This is a genomic window from Bacillus haynesii (assembly GCF_001969855.1).
GTDB lineage: Bacteria > Bacillota > Bacilli > Bacillales > Bacillaceae > Bacillus > Bacillus haynesii.
The window spans coordinates 1-21,435 of the sequence record NZ_MRBL01000023.1 but is presented as its reverse complement, the minus strand read 5'-3'; the positions used below and the strand labels follow the sequence as shown (position 1 = coordinate 21,435).

The following is a 21,435-nucleotide window of genomic DNA, read 5'->3' as shown; positions in this document are numbered from 1 at the left end:
ACTATTCCTCTTCATTGCGTCTTCGTTCATTCACCTTCATATATTTGTTGTTCATTATGCTATGAGGAATGATGAAATGTCAACAGGCATTTGAAGCAAAAATGACATGCGCGGGAGAAAAAGGTAAAATATGATCAACATCAATTCGCAGGATGAGGAGAATAAAACGATGAAAGATGCAAGAATCATTCCTATTTCACTGCCGACTCCATTTGCGGTCGGGGACGTCAACATTTATTTGGTCAGAGGCGAGGCGCTCACTCTGGTGGATGCCGGGCCCAATACAAAGGAGGCGGCAGCCGTTTTGAAGAAAGAGCTGGCCGACCAGGGACTGTCATTAAACGATATCGACCAGGTCGTCCTGACCCATCATCACGCTGATCACGCCGGATTGCTGGACGAATTTCCCGCAGGGGTAAAAATCATCGGCCATCCGTTCAATGAACCGTATATCAGCCAAAATCCCGATTTTATTGAAAAACAAAAGTCCTTTTTTACATACCTGTTTCAACGATTCGGCGTTCCCGGCGATATGAAGCCGCCAGGCCTTACAGTAAAAGCGTCGTACCGGTTTTCATGTAATCGGACATTGACAGAGACAGTTTCAGAAGGCGCGCAAATTGACGGGCTTGAAGGGTGGCGGGTTCTTGAGACGCCCGGACACGCCACTTCACATATTGTCCTTTACCATGAGGAACTTGGAAGCATGCTCGGGGGAGACTTGCTGTTAAAGCCGTCATCTTCAAATCCGCTTCTTGAAGTGCCGCAAAAAGGAGGAAAACGCCCGACTCCGCTGCTGGATTATCTGGAATCGCTCGGCAGACTGCAAGAGCTTCCGCTCAACATCATTTATCCCGGCCACGGGGAGGAAATCACAACTGTGAATAAGCTTGTCGCCAAAAGGCTGGAAAAGCAGCGAAACAGAGCCGAAGAGGTGTACCGCATTCTTTCTGAAAAAACGCATTCACCTTATCAGATATGTCAAAAACTGTTCCCTGCAGTCTATGAAAAAGAGCTGTTCTTAACGATGTCAGAAACGATCGGGCAGCTTGACGATCTGGAATCCCAGGGGAGGATCGGAGCAGAAACAGCCAATGGAATCGATTACTATTACGCAAAGTAGGTGACGAACATGGAGCAAAAGTTGAAAGCGCAAAAAGTGATGATTACTGGGGCTTCAGGAGGGCTTGGCGAACGGATCGCATATCATGCTGCCGGGGAAGGAGCGGAGATCATTCTGGCTGCGCGCAGAAGAGACCGCCTCGATGCTTTGCAACAAAACATCGCGGATGAAACCGGTGCAAAGTGCCGCATCATCGTATTGGACGTCAGCCGGACGGATGAAATTGAAGCGGCGTTTCAAGAGGCAGGTCCGGTTGATATTCTTGTCAATAATGCGGGATTCGGTATTTTCGAAAGCGCCCTTGACGCTTCCCTTGAAGATATGAAAGCGATGTTTGAGGTCAACGTATTCGGTCTGATCGCCTGCACGAAAATGGCACTCCCGCATATGATCAGACAAGACAAAGGCCATATTATCAACATCGCCTCACAAGCGGGCAAACTAGCGACGCCCAAGTCAAGCCTTTATGCCGCAACTAAGCATGCGGTGCTCGGATATTCAAACAGCTTGAGAATGGAGCTTGCCGAAACAGGGGTCAACGTGACAACGGTCAATCCTGGACCGATCCAAACCGACTTTTTCAAGACGGCAGATAAAAAAGGGGATTATGTCAAAAGCGTCGAGAGATGGATGCTTGATCCGGATCAGGTTGCTAAGAAAATCGTCTCGGCAATGATGACGAACAAGCGCGAAATCAACCTTCCTGGCTGGATGAACGGCGTCAGCAAACTCTACCAGCTCTTCCCTGCCCTGGTTGAACGAACAGGCCGAAGCGCTTTCTATAAAAAATGATCGTCTCTCGAAAAAAGGAACGGAATCGTCCGTTCCTTTTTTATTTGCATTTTTTAAGCGGATTCCCCGGCAGAGAGGCTCAAAATATCATATAAAAACAGGGAGACTTTGTCCCTCTTCAAACCGCGGCACCGAACCTGTGCTTCCTTCTATAGGCTTTGCTTGATCTGAAGGCACCTGTCCTGTCTGAGGCAATCGATACAAAAATACTGCATGCCGAAAGATTCCGTGCTTCCGGGAACACGTGCCGGCTGCTAATGAAAAATAAGGTAAAGGTCGCTTTCGTTATGCTGTTCTTCTTATATAAAATGGCAACTGGGTGACGAAGGGGAGTAATATTTTACCATTTATTAAAATTCTCCTCATCCCGGCCGAAATATGATATCACGTGATACTCGGAACAAAATACACGGTAAAAGGAGTTTCTTAACGGTGCAGGAAGAATGGAACCCATTGATGAAGAATCGTTACATCATCTGGTTAGTTACGGGGATTTGCTTAACGGTCATCTTTCAATTTTCGCTGAAAAGCGTCGCTTCATCCGCAGACAAATACGCCAATTTTGCCGAGCTTGCCGAACATGAAACAGAAGGAGAAGATTATCAAATTGAATATACAGACATGGGCACCGAACTGTTGATTTTTTCGCCGCACGGCGGAGGAATCGAAGGAGGTGTCAGTGAACTTGTCCGCGCCTTCAGCGCCGATTATTCCACTTACTTATTTGAAGGAATCAAACCCTCGCAAAACTGGGATCTTCACATCACAAGCAATCATTTTGATGAACCGCAGGCCGTCAAAGCGGTCAAAGAGCACAGCTATGTGCTGGCTTTTCATGGATATCATGACATCGCTGAACATACGCTTGTGGGGGGAACGGATACCGGAGGGGCGAAAGCGATTGTCAGAGCGCTGCTGAACAACGGTTTTTCAGCGGAGCTGGTCAGCCCAAGCCACCGGCTTGCAGGGGGAAATCCCGAAAATATTAATAATCAATGCCAAACAGGTCAAAGTATTCAATTGGAAATCAGCACGCCTCAACGAGAGGCTTTTTTTTCGGAGTTCGGCCTGTGGACGCGGGCAAGTTCTAAAAATGAGACGTTCCAAGCCTATGTCTCAGCTGTTAAAGAAGTTCTGGATACGCGGTATAAATAAGCATTGTATATTTGGGTCACATTAAAACTAAAGATATGAAGAGGGTGAGCATGTTGATCTATATATACAACTGTTACGGCGGCACTCATTCATCTGCACTTGCCGCTGCCTATCATCTGAAAAAGCTCCCATTCAGCAGAAAACCGACGAGAAACGAAATTTTAAGCACTGACTGTTTTAATCAATTAAGTCCGAAGGAAATGGGAAAATTAATCTTTCACGGCCTTGATGAAGAAGGCAACCAGGTGTACACGATCGGCAGAGGGTCATCAAAAGCGGTTATTCCAGCCATGCTGGGCGTTCTCGAGCTGTTTGAAAAAAACGGGAAACTGCAGGAGAAAGTCATTTTTTCAAACACGTCTCCGACCGTGCCATTAGCGATGACATTCGGCGGTTTATTTTCAAGAAGGCTGAAAATCGATCCGATCGGGGTTCCTCTGCTGGTGCTTGGAGCGCAGCAGGCATACCAAGACATCATCAAGCTGGTGCAGCAAACAAAAGACCGTTCAAAAACGACTTCTTCGGTGATCGAAGTGCTGGATAACAATTTCATAAAAAAATGAACATCTAATCAGCTTCCAGTATGCTGAGCCTTTCGGCTTCCATATCGGAAGCGTTTTTTATTTTCTCTATATAGCAATTACTTTTTAAAAAGGACATTTTCTAAAAAATTGAATATAAGATAGAGGATATTGTTGAAATAGGACGAATCTATAACCTTAGAATTACTTTTCATAAATTTACTTCTTTGTAAATTTGAAGGGGAGAACTTAGGTTTCCCTTCCGCTTTGCTAGAGAATACTATCTGAAAGAAGAAATGGGGGCTAAAAAGACGGCTGCAATCGTTATGAGAAGCAGCGATTTTATATTGGGAAATTCAATCTGCGACACTTTAAATGATAGAAGTGTAGCTTTAAAAATGAAAATTAAAGTGATTGGAGACGGCAAATTAGAACAATGTTATTTTTTTAGAATAACAAATAGAGCTGTCTGTCTCAATACAAATTAGGAGGCGCCTATGAAAAAAATGTTTTCTATTTTTCAAAATAAAAATTATGCGCTGCTGTTTTTCGCATCCTTTACCTCACAAATGGGAGGGATCATCGGACTCACTGCACTCTTGTTTTACCTTCTAGACCGTTTTTCCAATCAGCCTGCATATGCCACAATGACCGAGCTGATGCTGTCATTGCCTACATTGGCTGTATTTTTTCTTGTCGGTGTTTTCGCGGATAAGTTTGACCGGCAGAAAATCGCCAAAAACTGCGACTGGATCTGTACGGGACTATCCATTGTATTACTGCTGTCTCTCTATCTTGAATGGATGCCGTTTACATTTGCCGTTCTTTTTTTAAGAAATGCCGTTAAAAGTTTTTTCACCCCTGCCCAAACTTCTCTCATTCAAGGAATATTATCTGAAAACGAATATTCGCTGGCCGTCGGATTGAATCAAATGGTAGCCAGTTTATTTATGCTGTTCGGAAACGGGCTTGGCGTATTTTGTTATTGGACGCTTGGAGTTGAAGGAGCCGTTATGGTTGATGCAGCCAGCTTCGCACTGAGCGGGCTTTTGATTCAAGCCTGCCGGATCTCCGATGCCGTCCGTATGCCAAATGGAAAACATTCCATTAGACAGCTGAATATCTCCGGTATATGGAAGGATTTTACACTCGGTTTCACTTATATTCTCAATCATAAATTGCTGCTTGCCCTCGTGTCCGGATTCGTCCTTTTCGGAGTTGTCAATGGGGGGCTCTCGGTCATGCAGGTGTTTATATTAAAATACAAGCTTGCACCTGGAAACTATGAAGAGATGTCGATTGTACTCGGCATCGTTTTCGGTGCGGGGTTTTTGGCGGGAAGCATCGCTGCATCCTTGCTATCTCAAAAATTGAAGCTTTATCAACTTTTGATCCTGGCGCTGATTGTTTGCGGGTGTGCCACGATTTCCGGCTCCCTGGTTAAAAGTATTTGGCTGTATATGGTCTGCTCCTGCTTTATCGCAGTTTCGCTTCCAAGCATCAACGTTGCCATCGGTGGATGGATACCAAGCATCGTCAATCCAAAAATGATGGGAAGGGTGCAGGGGTGGATTCATCCGCTTATGATGCTCTCACAGTCGCTGACCCTTCTGTTCATTGCGTGGCTTTACCCGGCATGGATCGCGCTTGAAAGCCTATATTGGCTCGTCGGCGGAAGCCTGATTGCTGTTAGCGTTTTCTACATGATCATCCTTCCGAAGTTTTTAGCGCTGAACCGAACGGCTGACGTATCTGTCGATTAACGGCTTATTCACCAAAAAATATCTATAACGAAAGGGAATGATAGAAATGAAATTATTTTGCCTACCTTATGCCGGCGGATCTGAATCCGCATTTTATTCCTGGAAAGGCCATATGCAGCCCGACATTGAGATTTGCCCGATTCAGCTGAAGGGAAGGGGACGGCGCTTCAACGAGCCTTGTTACGAAAGCCTTGAAGAAGCAGTTCAAGACATTTTTGAGCAGGTTCAAGCTGAACGAAAAGGTGACGACTACGCTCTTTTCGGGCACAGTATGGGAAGCCTTTTAGCATATGAACTTTACTATCAAATGAGCGAGGCGGGAGCTGAAAAACCGGTTCACATTTTTTTCTCGGGCTATAAAGCGCCAAACAGGATCAGGAAGAAAGAAAAACTGCATACCTTGCCCAATCCTATTTTTAAGAAAAAAGTTGTCGAGCTCGGGGGAACACCTGAGGAGCTCATCAATCATGAAGAACTATTTGAATTGTTTATCCCCGTTCTCAAAAGCGATTTTAAAATGGTAGAAAACTATATCTATCAAGAAAGAAACAGCAAAATAGATTGCGACATCACCGTTCTTAACGGAAAAGAAGACTCCATGAGCAAGGAAGATGTATCCGATTGGAAACATCATACTTCAGGACACTTTACAGCCTATTACTTTGACGGGAACCATTTCTTTTTGCACCATCACGTTGAAAAGATCACCGACATCATCAATCATTCACTGGCGGCCAGCCGGATGTTTTAACATACGATTTCGGCGAGATTCATGCCCGGGTCTAATCTATTTTTCCTTCTTCTTCCGCTTCAAAAATTATTTTTATTATAATCGTAGCGGTGTTTTTTTAGGTCTTTTGATCCGGTTGGTGTTGATCTTGCCTCATAAATACATGTTTCGAAAATGTAAAATATAAAATATCCAATTCATAAAAAATTAACCATTATTAAACAATATTCCCATGGAAAATAATGATTATTTTTGATAATCTGTTTTCACAAGACGGAGGTTCAATAAAAAATCGGTAAAAGAGCAACTACAGACCAATATTATGGTGAATATTTTATCAAAAAGGAGAATTTTTATATGGTTGCTAAACATTCATTAAAAAATGGGGGTATTTCACAAAATGACAGAGAATGAAAAAGAACTGATCCTACATTTTAACAACACAAAAACCGATTATCCAAAAAACAAGACGCTTCATGAGCTTTTTGAAGAACAGGCCATGAAGACGCCTGACCATACGGCTCTTATGTTCGGTGCTCAGCGCATGACCTACAGAGAGCTGAATGAAAAAGCAAATCAAACCGCGAGACTTCTCAGGGAAAAAGGTATCGGCAGAGGCTCGATTGCCGCGATCATCGCGGACCGCTCCTTCGAAATGATCATCGGCATCATCGGGATTTTAAAAGCGGGAGGTGCGTATCTGCCGATCGACCCTGAAACGCCCAAAGACAGAATGGCCTTCATGCTCAGCGACACGAAAGCCGCGGTGCTGCTTACGCAAGGAAAAGCGGCAGACGGAATCGATTGTGAGGCTGACATGATACATCTGGACAAAGGGGCATCAGACGGATTCAGTAAAGAACGGCTCAACCCAGTCAATGATTCGGGCGATACCGCCTATATCATCTACACCTCAGGTTCTACGGGAACGCCAAAAGGTGTTGTCACCCCGCACTACAGTGTCATAAGGGTCGTTCAAAATACCAATTATATCGATATCACAGAAGACGACGTGATCCTCCAGCTGTCCAATTATTCGTTTGACGGATCGGTATTCGACATCTTCGGCGCTTTATTAAACGGAGCGTCGCTGGTCATGATTGAGAAGGAAGCGTTATTGAACATCAATAGACTTGGAAGCGCTATCAATAGGGAGAAGGTCAGCGTGATGTTCATTACGACGGCACTGTTCAACATGATTGCCGATATTCATGTCGACTGTCTGTCGAATTTGCGAAAAATCCTTTTCGGCGGGGAAAGAGCCTCGATTCCGCATGTGAGAAAAGTGCTGGATCATGTCGGCCGGGATAAATTGATTCATGTTTACGGCCCGACGGAAAGCACGGTGTATGCGACATATTACTTCATCAACGAGATAGACGATGAAGCGGAAACGATTCCGATCGGTAGCCCGCTGGCGAATACGTCGGTCCTGATCATGGACGAAGCCGGCAAGCTCCTTCCGATCGGGGTTCCCGGAGAGCTGTGCATCGCAGGCGACGGCTTAAGCAAAGGATATTTAAACCGCGAGGAACTGACCGCTGAAAAATTCATCCCGCATCCGTTTGTGGCGGGAGAAAGGCTGTATAAGACGGGCGATTTGGCGAAATGGCTGCCAGACGGCAACATCGAATTCATCGGCCGAATCGACCACCAGGTGAAAATCCGCGGCTTCAGGATCGAGCTAGGCGAAATTGAAAGCCAGCTGGAAAAACACGAAGATATCAACGAGACGATCGTCACCGTCAGGGAAGATGGTGAAAATCGCCCGTACATATGCGCCTATATGACGGTCAAACGTGAAATTCCTGTTGAAGAACTAAGAGGATTTTTGGAAGAAAAGCTTCCGGAATACATGATCCCCGCATATTTTGTCAAATTGGACAAGCTGCCGCTCACCAAAAACGGGAAAGTGGACAGAAAAGCCCTGCCTGAACCGGATAGAAGGATGGGGGCGGAAAGTGAGTATGAAGCGCCGCAAAATGAAACGGAAGAAAAGCTGGCAGCTGTTTGGCAGGAGGTTTTGCACGTTGAAAAAGCGGGCATTCATGATCATTTTGCACAAATGGGTGGCCATTCATTGCATGCGATGGAGCTCATCGCAAAAATAAAGGAAAAAATGAATGTTGAAATTCCGCTGCATCAGCTATTTAAGCTTGCAACCATAAAGGAATTGAGTACTTTTATCGAAGCTAATCAACAAGAAGACAAGGGAGACGGCCTCGTGACAAGGGCTGCCGATCCGGAAAATATCCATGAAACATTTCCGCTTACAGGCATTCAGCTGGCTTATTTGGTTGGAAGGGATGAGACGTTCGAAATCGGCGGAGTCGCTACGAATTTAACTGTCGAATTTGAAGCTGATGTCGATTTGAATCGATTTCAGCTGACGCTGCAAAAACTGATTGACAGGCATCCGATTCTCCGCACGATCGTATTTGAAAACGGAACACAAAAAATTCTCGAAGCAACACAACGTTATACGATCGAAACTCAGGATTTAAGAGGTTTCACAGAAAAAGAAATCAACGCCAGAATTTTAGAACAGCGGGAGAAGATGACATCAAAGATCATTGATCCAAGTGTATGGCCTTTGTTTGAACTCAAAACGTTTATGTTGCCTGGAGAGAAAAAATATTTTTTCCTCAATGTGGACCCGCTCATTTGCGATGACAGCAGTATGAAACGATTAATCAGAGAGTTTAAACAACTATATGAAAACCCCGGCCTCAAACTGCCTTCACTAGAATACAGCTTCAGAGATTATGTTTTGGCCTCGATCGATTTTAAGCAAACAAGCAGATATCAAAAAGACCAAAAATATTGGCTGGATAAACTGGATCATTTTCCAAGTGCGCCTGAGCTGCCTCTTAAATCTGATCCAGCCCATGTAGCGAAACCTTCGTTCAAGAAGTTTTCAACGTTTTTGGATGGGCATACATGGAATGAATTAAAAAAGAAAGCCCGGCATCATAATCTCACGCCAACCTCCGTCCTTTGTGCTGCATATGCCTATATATTAGCTTATTGGAGCCGGCAAAATCATTTTGCTATCAATTTAACCGTATTTAACAGAATCCCGTTTCATCCGGATGTCAAGAACATGATCGGAGATTTTACCTCTTTAATGCTGCTGGACATCCATGCGGAAGAAAAAATGAGCTCTTTCTGGAGATTTGCTTTAAATGTTCAGGACACGCTTTTGGAAGCACTGGAACACAGACATTATGACGGGGTTGATGTAATCAGAAACATCGCCAAAAAGAATGGCATGAATAAAAAAGCGGTCATGCCGATCGTATTCACAAGCGTGCTGAGCGAAAATCCCGACGACTCATTTGACAGTCTTGTCGATTTTGACAACATTCATTTCTTTAGCACGAGAACGTCACAAGTGTACATTGACAACCAAGTTTATGAAATAAACGGCGGCCTTTATATTACATGGGACTATGTGGAGCAAATTTTTGAACATGAAGTAATTGAATCGATGTTTGACCAGTATATCGCTGTCATCCAGCAAGTCGTAACCGGCGAGGACGTTTCAACCATCCAAATGAATGAAAAAAGCCGCCAGGTGATCAGCGCATATAATGACACAGATCAATCTTTCGATACCGAGCCCTTGCATGAATTGTTTACCGGCCAGGTTAAACATGGACCTGACAGAATTGCACTCAAACATCATGATGAGGTGATGACCTATCAGGAGCTTGACGAAAAATCCAACCAGGTCGCAAGATTTCTCATCGGAAAAGGGGTTGGAAGGGGCGACTATATCGGTGTCATCGGCAAAAGAAGTCTGGGAACGATTGTCAATTTATTGGCTGTATTGAAGACTGGAGCAGCTTATATCCCTCTCGATCCGGATTATCCGGAAGAAAGAAAAGCGTATATCCAATCAAAAAGCAACTGCAAATTCTTCATCAGCCATGACGTATATGACAAAGAACATATCGAGCGCTTCTCAAAAGCGCCGGTTGACCGAAAAGTCGATTTGGATGACATGGCATATGTCATCTTTACGTCAGGAAGCACAGGCAAGCCAAAAGGTGTTCAGATTACGCATGGAGCCGCAGCGAATACCATTCTCGATATCAATGAAAAGTTCAACGTCACAGAACAAGATAACATAATGGGCATTTCCTCATTGTGCTTTGATTTATCTGTGTATGACGTGTTTGGCGCTTTAAGCAGCGGGGCATCACTTGTCATCATTGATGACCAAAGGGATGTATTCAGCCTGAAAGAGACAGTCGAAAAAGAACGGATTACAATTTGGAATTCTGTTCCGGCGATTATGGGAATGACGGCTGATTTATACCTGGACAACGAGCTCAACCATCATCTCAGACTCATCCTGCTAAGCGGAGACTGGATACCGCTTCAGTTGCCTGCAACCATAAAGAAGACGTTTAAAAACGCAGAAGTGATTAGTTTGGGCGGCGCAACAGAAGGATCCATCTGGTCGATCTACTATCCGATTCAAAAAGTAGAGGAAGACTGGAAAAGCATCCCTTATGGAAAACCGCTGGCCAATCAAAAAATATATGTATTGAACCAGAATAAACAATTATGTCCCGTCGGTGTCGAAGGAGAGCTGTACATAGGCGGAGCGGGGGTAGCAAGCGGGTATATTCATGATCAAGAAAAAACGGATCATTCATTTATCCAGCATCAGGAATTAGGCTACATCTATAAAACGGGTGACTATGGCGTCTTGAAAGAGGACGGTTATGTAGAATTTCTCGGAAGAAAAGACAGCCAGGTGAAGATCAGAGGCTACAGAGTGGAAATGGGGGAAATTGAAAATACTCTCTTAAGCCTTCATGAGATCACGAAGGCATCGGTTATTGATTATACAAATCCGGACGGAATCAAAAACTTATATGCTTTTGTTGTAGCAGACAACGCGATCAGCCAATTAGATGTAAAGGAATTTTTGCAAAAAACGCTGCCTGACTATATGATTCCTGCGAAATTCGTGCAAATTGACGAAATCCCGTTAACTGTAAACGGAAAAGTCGATAGGCGCACGCTCCATGACTTGGCTGAACAGCAAATCGCAGATGAAGGTCAACGAGGCGGATCGATGCTGCCGGAGAATGAAACACAAGCCATGCTTCTGGAGATTTGGAAAGATATATTTGGCCTAGACAGCATCAATCTCGATGTCAGCTATTATGAAATCGGCGGAGATTCACTCAAAGCGATATCCATCATCACGGAAATCAACAAACGAATGAATGTTGAGATGCCGATCAGCGAAATCTTTAAAAACGATACAATCATCGCTTTGGACCACTATTTGAAAAACAGAGAAGAAAGCGATATGGAACATCCGATTCAAAAGGCTCGCGATCAAGAGTATTATCCGACATCCCCTGCCCAACAAAGAATGTATATGCTGTCGATGCTGGAAAATGAAAGGGGAGCTTACCATATTCCGATGGCCCTTCTTGTCGAAGGCCGGATAAACGCCATACAGCTGGAAAACGCATTGAAGACATTTTTACAAAGACATGAAATTTTGCGAACCGGGTTTGAAATCCAAAACAATGAACTCACCCAAAAAATTTATGAGAATGTCGAATTCCGCCTGGAATACGAGTGCTTAAACGCTTCGATTACAGATCAGCATGCTTTAATGGAGATCACAAGCAGGTACTGTAAAGAATCCATCAAGCCTTTTGATCTAAGCCGGCCGCCTCTTATGAGGGCCAAGCTGATCAAAATCGACGATATTAGGCATATACTGGTCATGAATTTCCACCACATTGTCAGTGACGGGGTTTCTCAAGGCATCTTGATGAATGAAATATTGGAACTTTACAGTAATGTGCCATTGCCGGAAGTAAGTGTGCAATATAAAGATTATGTGGAATGGAATCATACATTTAATCAATCAGCCGCGATGAAAAAGCAGGAAGCCTATTGGCTTGACGTTTATCGCGATATACCGTCAAAGCTGGACTTTCCTTATGACTATAAACGTCATCATATCGACACGTTTGAAGGAAGCAGCGTGTTTTTGGAAATGGAGCAGGAGCTGTCAGATCATATAAGGAAGCTGGCGAAACATACCGGAACAACCCTGTATACGGTGATGCTGAGCGCATATTATGTGCTTTTAAATAAATATACAAATCAAACAGATATCGTTGTCGGAACCGCCGCTGCGGGAAGGCTGCATCCTGATCTGCAAGATGTATTCGGCGTGTTTGTTAATACACTCGCTTTGCGGAACGAGGTTGATACTTCCAACAGCTTTAAAGAATTTTTGCAGCAGACGAAAGAGCGTACGATAGCGGCCTTTGACAATTCCGAGTATCCGTTTGATGATTTGATCCGCAAACTCAATGGTGTACGGGAGTCTAACCGCAATCCTTTGTTCGACACGATGTTTGTTCTGGAAGATGCCAGGATGTTTACCAAACAGAAAGGCGATGTCAAGCTGAGTCCGATCATCTTTGAACTGGACAATGCAAAATTTGACATGATCTTTAATGTGTTGGATTTTGAACAAAAGATCGTATTGAACATTGAATATTCGACAAGCCTTTTCAAGGAAGAGACGATTCAAAAGATAGCGGAAGATTATTTCAGGATTTTAGAGGAAGTTTCAGAAAAACTTGATGTTGCTTTACATCAAATCGACATGATATCCCGTCAAGAAAAACGGACACTTTTAGAGTCCTTTAACCATACAAAGACAGCATATCCAAAAGGAAAAGCAATCCACCAGCTGTTTGAGGAGCAGGCAAAGCGAATACCAGATCACACTGCGGTTGTTTTTGAAGATCAAAAACTGACGTACCGACAGTTGAATGAAAAAGCAAATCAAGTGGCAAGGCTTTTGAGAGAAACAGGTGTCAAGCCGGATACGCTCGTCGGGATCATGATGGAGCGTTCGTCCGATATGATCACAGCGATTCTCGGTGTGCTGAAAGCAGGCGGCGCCTATTTGCCGATTGATCCCGAGTATCCTCTGGAGCGGATGAGATACATGGCTTTTGACAGTCAAGTCAAAGTTATCATCTCTGATGTTCCGCTTGCCAAGGGGCTTACGGCAGAATCGATCGAGTTGATTCATATGGATGATGAGAGGATTGCCGGGCAGGATCGGTCAGACATTGACAATGTCAATCAAAGCGGCGACCTTGCATATGTCATCTATACGTCGGGTTCAACAGGAAAGCCAAAAGGCGTGATGATCGAACATCAATCAGTGATCAACTTGTGCCGCTGGCATCAATCCTGTTTTGAAGTCGGACAAAACGACAACAGCTCGATTTATGCGAGCATCAGCTTCGACGCTTTTGTCTGGGAGCTGTTCCCTTATATAACAGCGGGAGCCACCGTTCATGTCCTCAATCAGGAGACAAGGCTGGATGTTGAAAAGCTGAACCGGTATTTTCATGACCATCATATTACGATCAGCTTTTTGCCAACACCAGTCTGCGAACAATTTACAGCGTTTGAGAATCATTCGTTAAGAACGCTGTTAACGGGTGGAGATAAATTAAACGTCTTTAAAGAAAAAAGCTATCAAATCGTAAACAATTACGGACCGACGGAGAATACAGTCGTTGCTACAAGCTTTCCAATAGACAAATCGTATCAAAATATTCCGATCGGAAAACCGATCGATAACGTCAAAGTGTATATATTGAACAAAGACCTTCAGCTTTGTCCGCTCGGAGCCAGCGGCGAGCTCTGCATCGCTGGGGAAGGGCTGGCCCGCGGGTATGTAAACAGACCGGAATTGACTCGGGAGAAATTCATCGAAAATCCGTTTGTACCTGGGGAAAGAATGTACCGCACAGGTGATCTCGCCAAAATGCTGCCAAATGGAAACATTCAGTTTTTGGGACGGGTTGACCAGCAGGTTAAGATTCGCGGCTATCGGATTGAACTCGGCGAGATCGAGAACCGGCTGCTTAAATATGAAAAGATTGAAGAAGCGGCGGTCATCGCAAGAGAAGACGGAGATCATGACCCGTATCTTTGTGCATATGTAACGGCTAAAAAGGAAGTCGAACCGGAGAAGATCAGAGCGTTTTTAAAGAAAAGCCTTCCGGATTATATGATCCCTCAGCACTTTGTCCAGCTTGACCGGCTGCCGCTTACCGTGAATGGAAAAGTGGATAAGAAAAATCTACCGGCTCCCGCACGGAGCGCCGCAATCAATCGCCGCTATGAAGCGCCGCGGGATCAGATGGAAGAAAAACTTGTTTCCATATGGGAAGAGGCTTTAGGAATCGATAAAATCGGGATCAACAGCAATTTCTTTGAAGCCGGCGGGCATTCGCTTAAAGCCGCCGCTTTGGTATCAACCATTCATAAAGAACTGAATGTCAAGCTGCCTTTAAGGCAAATATTCGAAACCCCGACGATTAAAGGGCTGAGGGAATATATCGGTGCGGCGAAGGAAAGTGCTTTTACATCGATAGGAAAAACGGAAGAAAAACCATATTACCAGTTGTCTTCAGCGCAAAAAAGGCTCTATATCCTTTGTCAAGCCGGCAGTCATGTTGCATATAACATGCCTTTTGCCATGACGATCGAAGGCGATTTTGATGTCCGCCGTTTTGAGAATGCATTGAAGTGCATGATCCAAAGACATGAATCATTTCGAACTTCATTTGTCATGATCGACGGTGAGGTGATGCAAAAGATTGAAAAAGAGATCGATTTTCAAATGGCATACAGTGACATCGGCAAAGACAGCGCCGAAGAAAAAATCCAAAGCTTCATCAGGCCGTTTCATTTGGAAAAAGCACCGCTTTTAAGGGCGGAAGCCGTAAAAGTGAATGAACGTGAGCACTTGCTGATGTTCGATATGCACCATATCATTTCCGATGGCGTGTCCACCGACATCTTCGTTCAAGAGCTGGGAGCGCTGTATGAAGGGAAATCACTGGAGCCATTCCATATTCAATATAAAGATTACGCAGAATGGGAAAAAAGCCATGCTCGCCGCGATGAGCTGAAAAGACAGGAAGAATACTGGCTGAAGACGTATAAAGGCGATATCCCGATCCTTGATCTCCCGACAGATCATAAAAGGCCGCTGACGAAAAGCTCTGAAGGTGACACCGTCACTGCAGCAATCGAAAGTGAAACATTCCGCAAGCTTCAGCATATGGCGAAAGAAAACGGTGTTACGATGTACATGCTTCTGTTGGCCGGTTATACAGCACTGCTTTCCAAATATACAGGTCAGGAAGATATCATCGTCGGGACACCGGCTGCAGGGAGAAATCATGAGGATATTCAACATCTCATCGGCATGTTTGTTAATACCTTGGCGATCAGAAACCATCCGGAACGGAAAAAGACTTTCAGACATTATTTGCAAGAGGTAAAAGAAAACACGCTTCAGGCTTATGAAAACCAAGATTATCCGTTTGAAGAGCTTGTCGAAAAAGTAAACATCAAACGGGACATGGCCCGAAACCCGCTCTTTGATACGATGCTCGTATACCATAACACAGACGTGAAGCCGTTTGCAGCAGAAGGGCTGAGAAGCAGGCTGGCGGAGATCAAGCGCGGCATTTCCAAGTTCGACATCACAGTGACTGCGAGTGAAGCGGCAGACCGATTAAGATTGGAAGTTGAGTATTCGACGAGGCTGTTCAACAAGGAAAGAATGGAAAGACTATCTGAACACCTGATCAGCCTGTTGGAACAAGCGGCGGATCATCCAGACGTTGCCATCAATCAGATAGATGTCCTGACAAAGGACGAACGACATCGGGTTCTGTATGATTTTAACCGAACAGACGGCGCGTTCTGCAAAGAGATGACGATACCGGAGCTGTTTGAAAAGCAGGCGGAAAAAACGCCTGATCATCCGGCGGTTGTCTTCGGGGATGAAACGATTTCTTACAGGGAGCTGAATGAAAAAGCGAACAGCCTGGCTTTCACCTTGCGTCAAAAAGGAGTAGGCCCTGACGCGGTAACAGGGATTCTCACAGAACGGTCAATCGAAATGATCGTCGGTATGATGGGTATTTTGAAAGCTGGCGGAGCCTATCTGCCAATCGATCCGGCGTATCCCCAGGAAAGAATAAGCTACATGTTAAAAGACAGCGATGTCAGCGTATTATGCGCGGCAGGCGATGTGGATCCGGGTGAAGCATATGCCGGAGACATCATCCGGATAGATCAAACCGGACAAAATGACCACGTGGAAAACCTTAAGCATGACATCAAGCCGCAGCACTTGGCATATGTCATCTATACATCAGGATCCACTGGAAAACCGAAAGGCGTCATGATCGAGCATCATAGTGTGAACAATCTTGTTCATGGATTAAATGAAAGAATTTATCAGCATCTCGATGCTCATTTAAATGTAGCACTGGTCGCGCCTTATATCTTTGACGCTTCTGTCAAACAAATATTCGCGGCGCTTCTCCTTGGGCATACTCTTTGTATCGTCCCGCGCGAGACAACCTGGGACGCCATGAGTTTAATTGAGTACTATTCGCAAAACAACATCAATGTATCGGACATGACGCCTGCTCATTTAAACATGCTGGCTTATTTGGACAAATCGGAACTCGAATTCGATCTGAAGGAATTGATTGTCGGCGGAGATGCATTAACACCTGATGTCATCAACAGCCTATTTCATAAATTCCCGAATCTGTCATGCAATATCACCAATGTATACGGCCCAACAGAGTGCTGTGTGGATGCTGCTTCACATCAAATCGAATGGGGAAAAGTGCCGCAAACACCGTCCATTCCGATCGGCAGACCGCTTCTCAATACAAGCATCTATATTGTGGACAAAGAACTCCGCCCTCTGCCGGTTGGGATTGCCGGAGAACTATGCATAGCAGGCGAAGGGGTTGCCAGGGGGTATGTAAACAGACCTGAGCTTACGGCGGAAAAGTTTGTCGATCATCCATTTGAACCGGGCAAAAAAATGTACAAAACCGGAGATTTGGCGATGTGGCTTCCGGATGGACAGATTGAGTTTTTAGGACGCGCCGATCATCAAGTGAAAATCCGCGGCTATCGGATAGAGCTTGGCGAAGTGGAACAGCAGCTCTTGACACATGAGAAGATTAAAGAAGCGGCGGTGATCGCGGGAAAGGATCAAAACGGCAACAGCTATTTATGCGCCTATTTCGCGTCTGATCAGGAATTGCCTGCAGCTGATGTACGACAATTTCTTGAAAAGGAAATACCTGATTATATGATTCCGTCCTATTTTGTTAAGCTTGACCGGCTCCCGCGCACCTCAAGCGGTAAAGTTGACAGAAGCGCACTGCCTGAGGCGGACGGAAATTTAATAGAAGGAACTCGGTACGATCCGCCCCGAAATGAAATCGAACGAAAACTCGTGCAAGTCTGGAGAGAGATTCTCGGTGCCGAGGACATCGGGATCAGCCACCATTTCTTTGCGGCAGGGGGAGACTCGATCAAGGCGCTCCAGATCGTATCCAGGCTGGCAAAGATGAACCTGAAACTGGAGATGAAGGCGTTGTTCGCCAATCCGAAAATAAAAGATCTCAGCCGATTGATCACAGAAGAAACGCGACATCGCAAACATAACAAACCCGTTACAGGTGAAACGGAACTGCTTCCTATCCAAAAGAGATATTTTGCGAACAACAAAGAGGAGCTTGACCACTTCAACCAGTCATTTATGCTCATTAGAAAAGACGGCTATGACGAAAACATCGTCAGAACAGCCTTCAATAAAATACTGGAGCAGCATGACGCGTTAAGGATGATCTATGAAGAAAAAGACGGAGACATCATTCAATACAACAGAGGCTATCGTGAAAACTTGTTCGACCTGGATGTTTATGATGTAAGAGGCCTTGACTGTCAAGCGGAAAAGGTGTTTGAGCTGGCGACAGGTATTCAAAAAAAATTATCGATTAGAAAAGGAAAACTCGTTCATCTCGGCATCTTCCGGGCTGATGAGGGCGATCACCTGCTCATTGCGATCCATCATCTTGTCGTTGACGGTGTATCGTGGAGAATTTTGTTCGAGGACTTTGAAACATTGTACCTTCAGGCGTTGAAAGGTGAACGTCTCGACATTGGCTACAAAACGGATTCATACCAAGCGTTCGCCTGTCAATTGAAGAAATATGCCCAAAGCCGCAGGCTGTTAAAGGAAAGAGAGTATTGGCAAAAGGCCCTGGAAGCGGATGTTCCATTCATTCCTGCTGAAAAGCTTGAACGAGACACGTTTGAACACAGCACGACTTTGAGCATCAGAATCGGCCCAGACGTGACAGCGAACCTTTTACGAAACGCAAACAAAGCCTACAACACGGAAATCAACGATATTTTGCTGACGGCATTAATCACCGCAGTCAGGGATATCACCGGAGAAAACAAATTGAAGGTCATGATGGAAGGGCACGGCAGGGAGGACATCTTAGACGGTGTTGACATCACGAGAACGATCGGCTGGTTTACGACGGTTTATCCGGTCTTGCTCGATTTGGGAGAGGAAAAAGAAATATCGCAAAATATCAAAATGGTCAAAGAAACGTTGAGAAAAATACCGAATAAAGGGATCGGCTACGGCGTTTTAAAATACATGACAGAAGAGCTCGGTGAAATCAAAACACATGTGCCGCTTTCTTTTAACTATTTTGGTGAAATGGACAATGACATGAATAGGCAAGTATTTTCTCAGTCGCCATTTTCACCGGGAGAAAGCATCGGCGGAAACATCTTCAGGCACTGTGCCATCGACATGAATGCGATCGCTTTAAACGGCGAATTGACGATCTATACAACATACAACCAGGAACAATACCAAACAAGTGCAATCGAACGACTCAATCGATCATTCAAAGCAAACCTGGAAAAGATCGTCGGTCATTGCGCCGCTAAAGACGGCTCGGACATGACGCCTTCCGATTATGGCGATGCCTCGCTGAGCCTTGACGAGCTGGAGCGTATCAAAAATAAGTACGGCGCTTTTCAAATCGAAAAGATTTACCCGCTGGCCAACATGCAAAAGGGAATGTTGTTTCATGCCGCAATGGATCAGACATCAGGCGCGTATTTTCAGCAAATTGTCATCGAATTAAAAGGACGTGTTCATCCGGATCTATTAGAAGAAAGCTTTCACGAGATCGTTAAGAGGCATGAAAGCTTAAGGGCGTCATTCGAATATGAAATCATAACCGAACCGAGACAGATCATAACCAGAGACCGAAAAACGCCTTTCACATCAATCGATCTCTCAGGCGAAAATCGCACCCGGCAGCATAGGTTCATAGAAACATATTTAAAAGAAGATCAAGAAAAAGGGTTTGATTTGAGCGGCGAATCCCTCATGCGGGTATGTTTGATCAAATTGAATGATGAATATCGGCTGATTTGGAGTCATCACCACATATTGCTGGACGGCTGGTGTCTGGGCATTGTTTTGAGCGAGCTGTTCAGCATATATGGAAAAATAATGAAGGGCGAATCCCGCCGATTAAAAGAGGCGAAGCCATATGGAGACTATATCAAATGGCTGGAAAAACAGGATCAAGAAGAAGCTGCGGCATACTGGAAGGAATATCTGAAAGGGTATGAGACGCGGGCGGAACTCCCGGCGTTCAATCGCGGCTCTGAAGAATATGGCGGCAAAGAAAAAGTCATATCGTTTTCAAAAGAACTGACAACGAAAATCACCCGGATCGCCAAGCAGCATCATGTCACCATCAATACGGTTCTTCAAGGAATTTGGGGCATGATTCTGGCCAAATACAACAATACCGATGAAGTCGTATTCGGAACCGTCGTCTCGGGACGGGAGGCTCCTGTTGACGGCATCGAAGAGATGGTCGGCTTGTTTATTCATACAATACCGACCCGGATCAGCTTTGGAGGCGCGAGAAGCTTTAAAGAGGTGTTAAAGAAAACACAAGCCGAGTTTATCGAAAGCAATCGATACAGCTATATGAATTTATCGGAAATTCAGGAACTGAGTGAATTGAAAAGAGAGCTGATCACCCATGTCATGGCCTTTCAAAATTATGCATTTGATGAAGAGCTGTTCAGAAGCCAATCCGGGGAAACCGGTTTTGAACTGGAAGGTGTTCATGGAGAAGAACGGACCAACTATGATTTTAATCTGACCGGCGTTTTAGAAAATGAACAGCTGGCGCTTAAAATGACATTTAATGAAAATGTGTATGACGACACGATCATCGAAACACTAGAAAAGCATATCATCACCGTCGCAGAACAAGTGACAGAAGATGAAAGCAAAACATTGCGAGACATCAACCTTGTGTCAGAAGAAGAAAAAATGAGGATTTTGCAGACATTCAACGATACAAAAACAAAATACCCGAAAGACAAGACACTTCATGAGCTTTTTGAAGAACAGGCCATGAAGAGGCCTGACCATACGGCGCTTGTGTTCGGTGCTCAGCGCATGACCTACAGAGAGCTGAACGAAAAAGCAAACCAAACCGCGAGACTTCTCAGGGAAAAAGGCATCGGCAGAGGCTCGGTTGCGGCGATCATCGCGGACCGCTCCTTCGAGATGATTATCGGCATCATGGGGATTTTAAAAGCGGGGAGTGCGTATTTGCCGATTGATCCTGAAACGCCTAAGGACAGAATCGATTATATGTTGAAAAATAGCGGTGCAGCATTGTTGCTAACAAAAGGTACACTTCTTCAAGCTTTTGATATTGAGACCGTTGATTTGCGCTCGGACGAGTTGCACTTATTAAGCGGAGAGAATCTTCCGCGTGTGAATCGTTCAAGCGATACGGCGTACATCGTCTATACGTCCGGCTCAACCGGGACGCCAAAAGGAGTGGTCATCCCGCATTACAGCGCGGTAAGGGTCGTCAGAAATACCAATTATATCAACATCACAGAAGATGACGCCATCCTTCAGCTGTCCAACTATTCGTTTGACGGATCGGTGTTCGATATCTTCGGAGCTCTCTTAAACGGAGCGTCACTCGTCCTGATCGAAAAAGAGACGGTCTTGAATACACATGAGCTGGCCGATGTAATTGAAAAAGAACAAGTCAGCGTGATGTTCATTACGACGGCGCTGTTCAATACGCTCGCCGACATCAACATCGGCTGTCTTGACAAGCTGCGGAAAATCCTTTTCGGCGGGGAAAGAGCCTCGATTCCGCATGTGAGAAAAGTGCTGGATCATGTCGGCCGGGATAAATTGATTCATGTTTACGGTCCAACGGAAAGCACAGTGTATGCAACGTATTATTTCATCAATGAAATAGATGAAAAAGCCGATACAATCCCGATCGGCAGCCCGCTCGCGAATACGACGGCACTGATCATGGACGAAGCCGGCAAGCTCCTGCCGGTCGGTGTTCCCGGAGA

At 44.9% G+C, this 21,435-nt stretch carries 7 protein-coding genes and 1 other annotated feature (1 of these 8 only partly in view); all 7 genes read left to right on the top strand.

From position 1 onward, the window contains the following. Positions 1–24 (bottom strand) — a binding site (T-box leader); it reaches 178 nt to the left of the window's first position. Positions 25–169: 145 nt separating this feature from the next. After that, positions 170–1,123 (top strand): MBL fold metallo-hydrolase, encoded by a 954-nt coding sequence (locus BTA31_RS18260; protein WP_076793497.1) that lies wholly within the window; start codon positions 170–172, stop codon positions 1,121–1,123. A 9-nt stretch (positions 1,124–1,132) separates the two neighbouring features. Further along, positions 1,133–1,915 carry an SDR family NAD(P)-dependent oxidoreductase gene (locus BTA31_RS18255; RefSeq protein WP_076793438.1) on the top strand — a complete coding sequence of 261 codons (783 nt, stop codon included), beginning with the start codon at positions 1,133–1,135 and terminating at the stop codon, positions 1,913–1,915. Positions 1,916–2,347: 432 nt separating this feature from the next. Continuing rightward, positions 2,348–3,070: a poly-gamma-glutamate hydrolase family protein gene (locus BTA31_RS18245; protein WP_083698344.1), complete on the top strand. Its 723-nt coding sequence runs from the start codon at positions 2,348–2,350 to the stop codon at positions 3,068–3,070. 53 nt (positions 3,071–3,123) lie between these two features. Further along, positions 3,124–3,633, top strand: a complete 510-nt coding sequence (locus BTA31_RS18240; RefSeq protein WP_043927916.1) for a DUF3189 family protein — start codon at positions 3,124–3,126, stop codon at positions 3,631–3,633. 455 nt (positions 3,634–4,088) lie between these two features. Further along, complete coding sequence (locus BTA31_RS18235; RefSeq protein ID WP_076793437.1) at positions 4,089–5,354, top strand: MFS transporter; 1,266 nt, start codon at positions 4,089–4,091, stop codon at positions 5,352–5,354. A 46-nt stretch (positions 5,355–5,400) separates the two neighbouring features. Next, on the top strand, positions 5,401–6,105 hold the full coding sequence (locus BTA31_RS18230; RefSeq protein ID WP_052340734.1) for a thioesterase II family protein: 705 nt from the start codon (positions 5,401–5,403) through the stop codon (positions 6,103–6,105). A 361-nt stretch (positions 6,106–6,466) separates the two neighbouring features. Further along, positions 6,467–21,435 (top strand): non-ribosomal peptide synthetase (locus tag BTA31_RS18225; protein ID WP_076793436.1); only part of this gene is annotated, 14,969 nt, incomplete at its 3' end.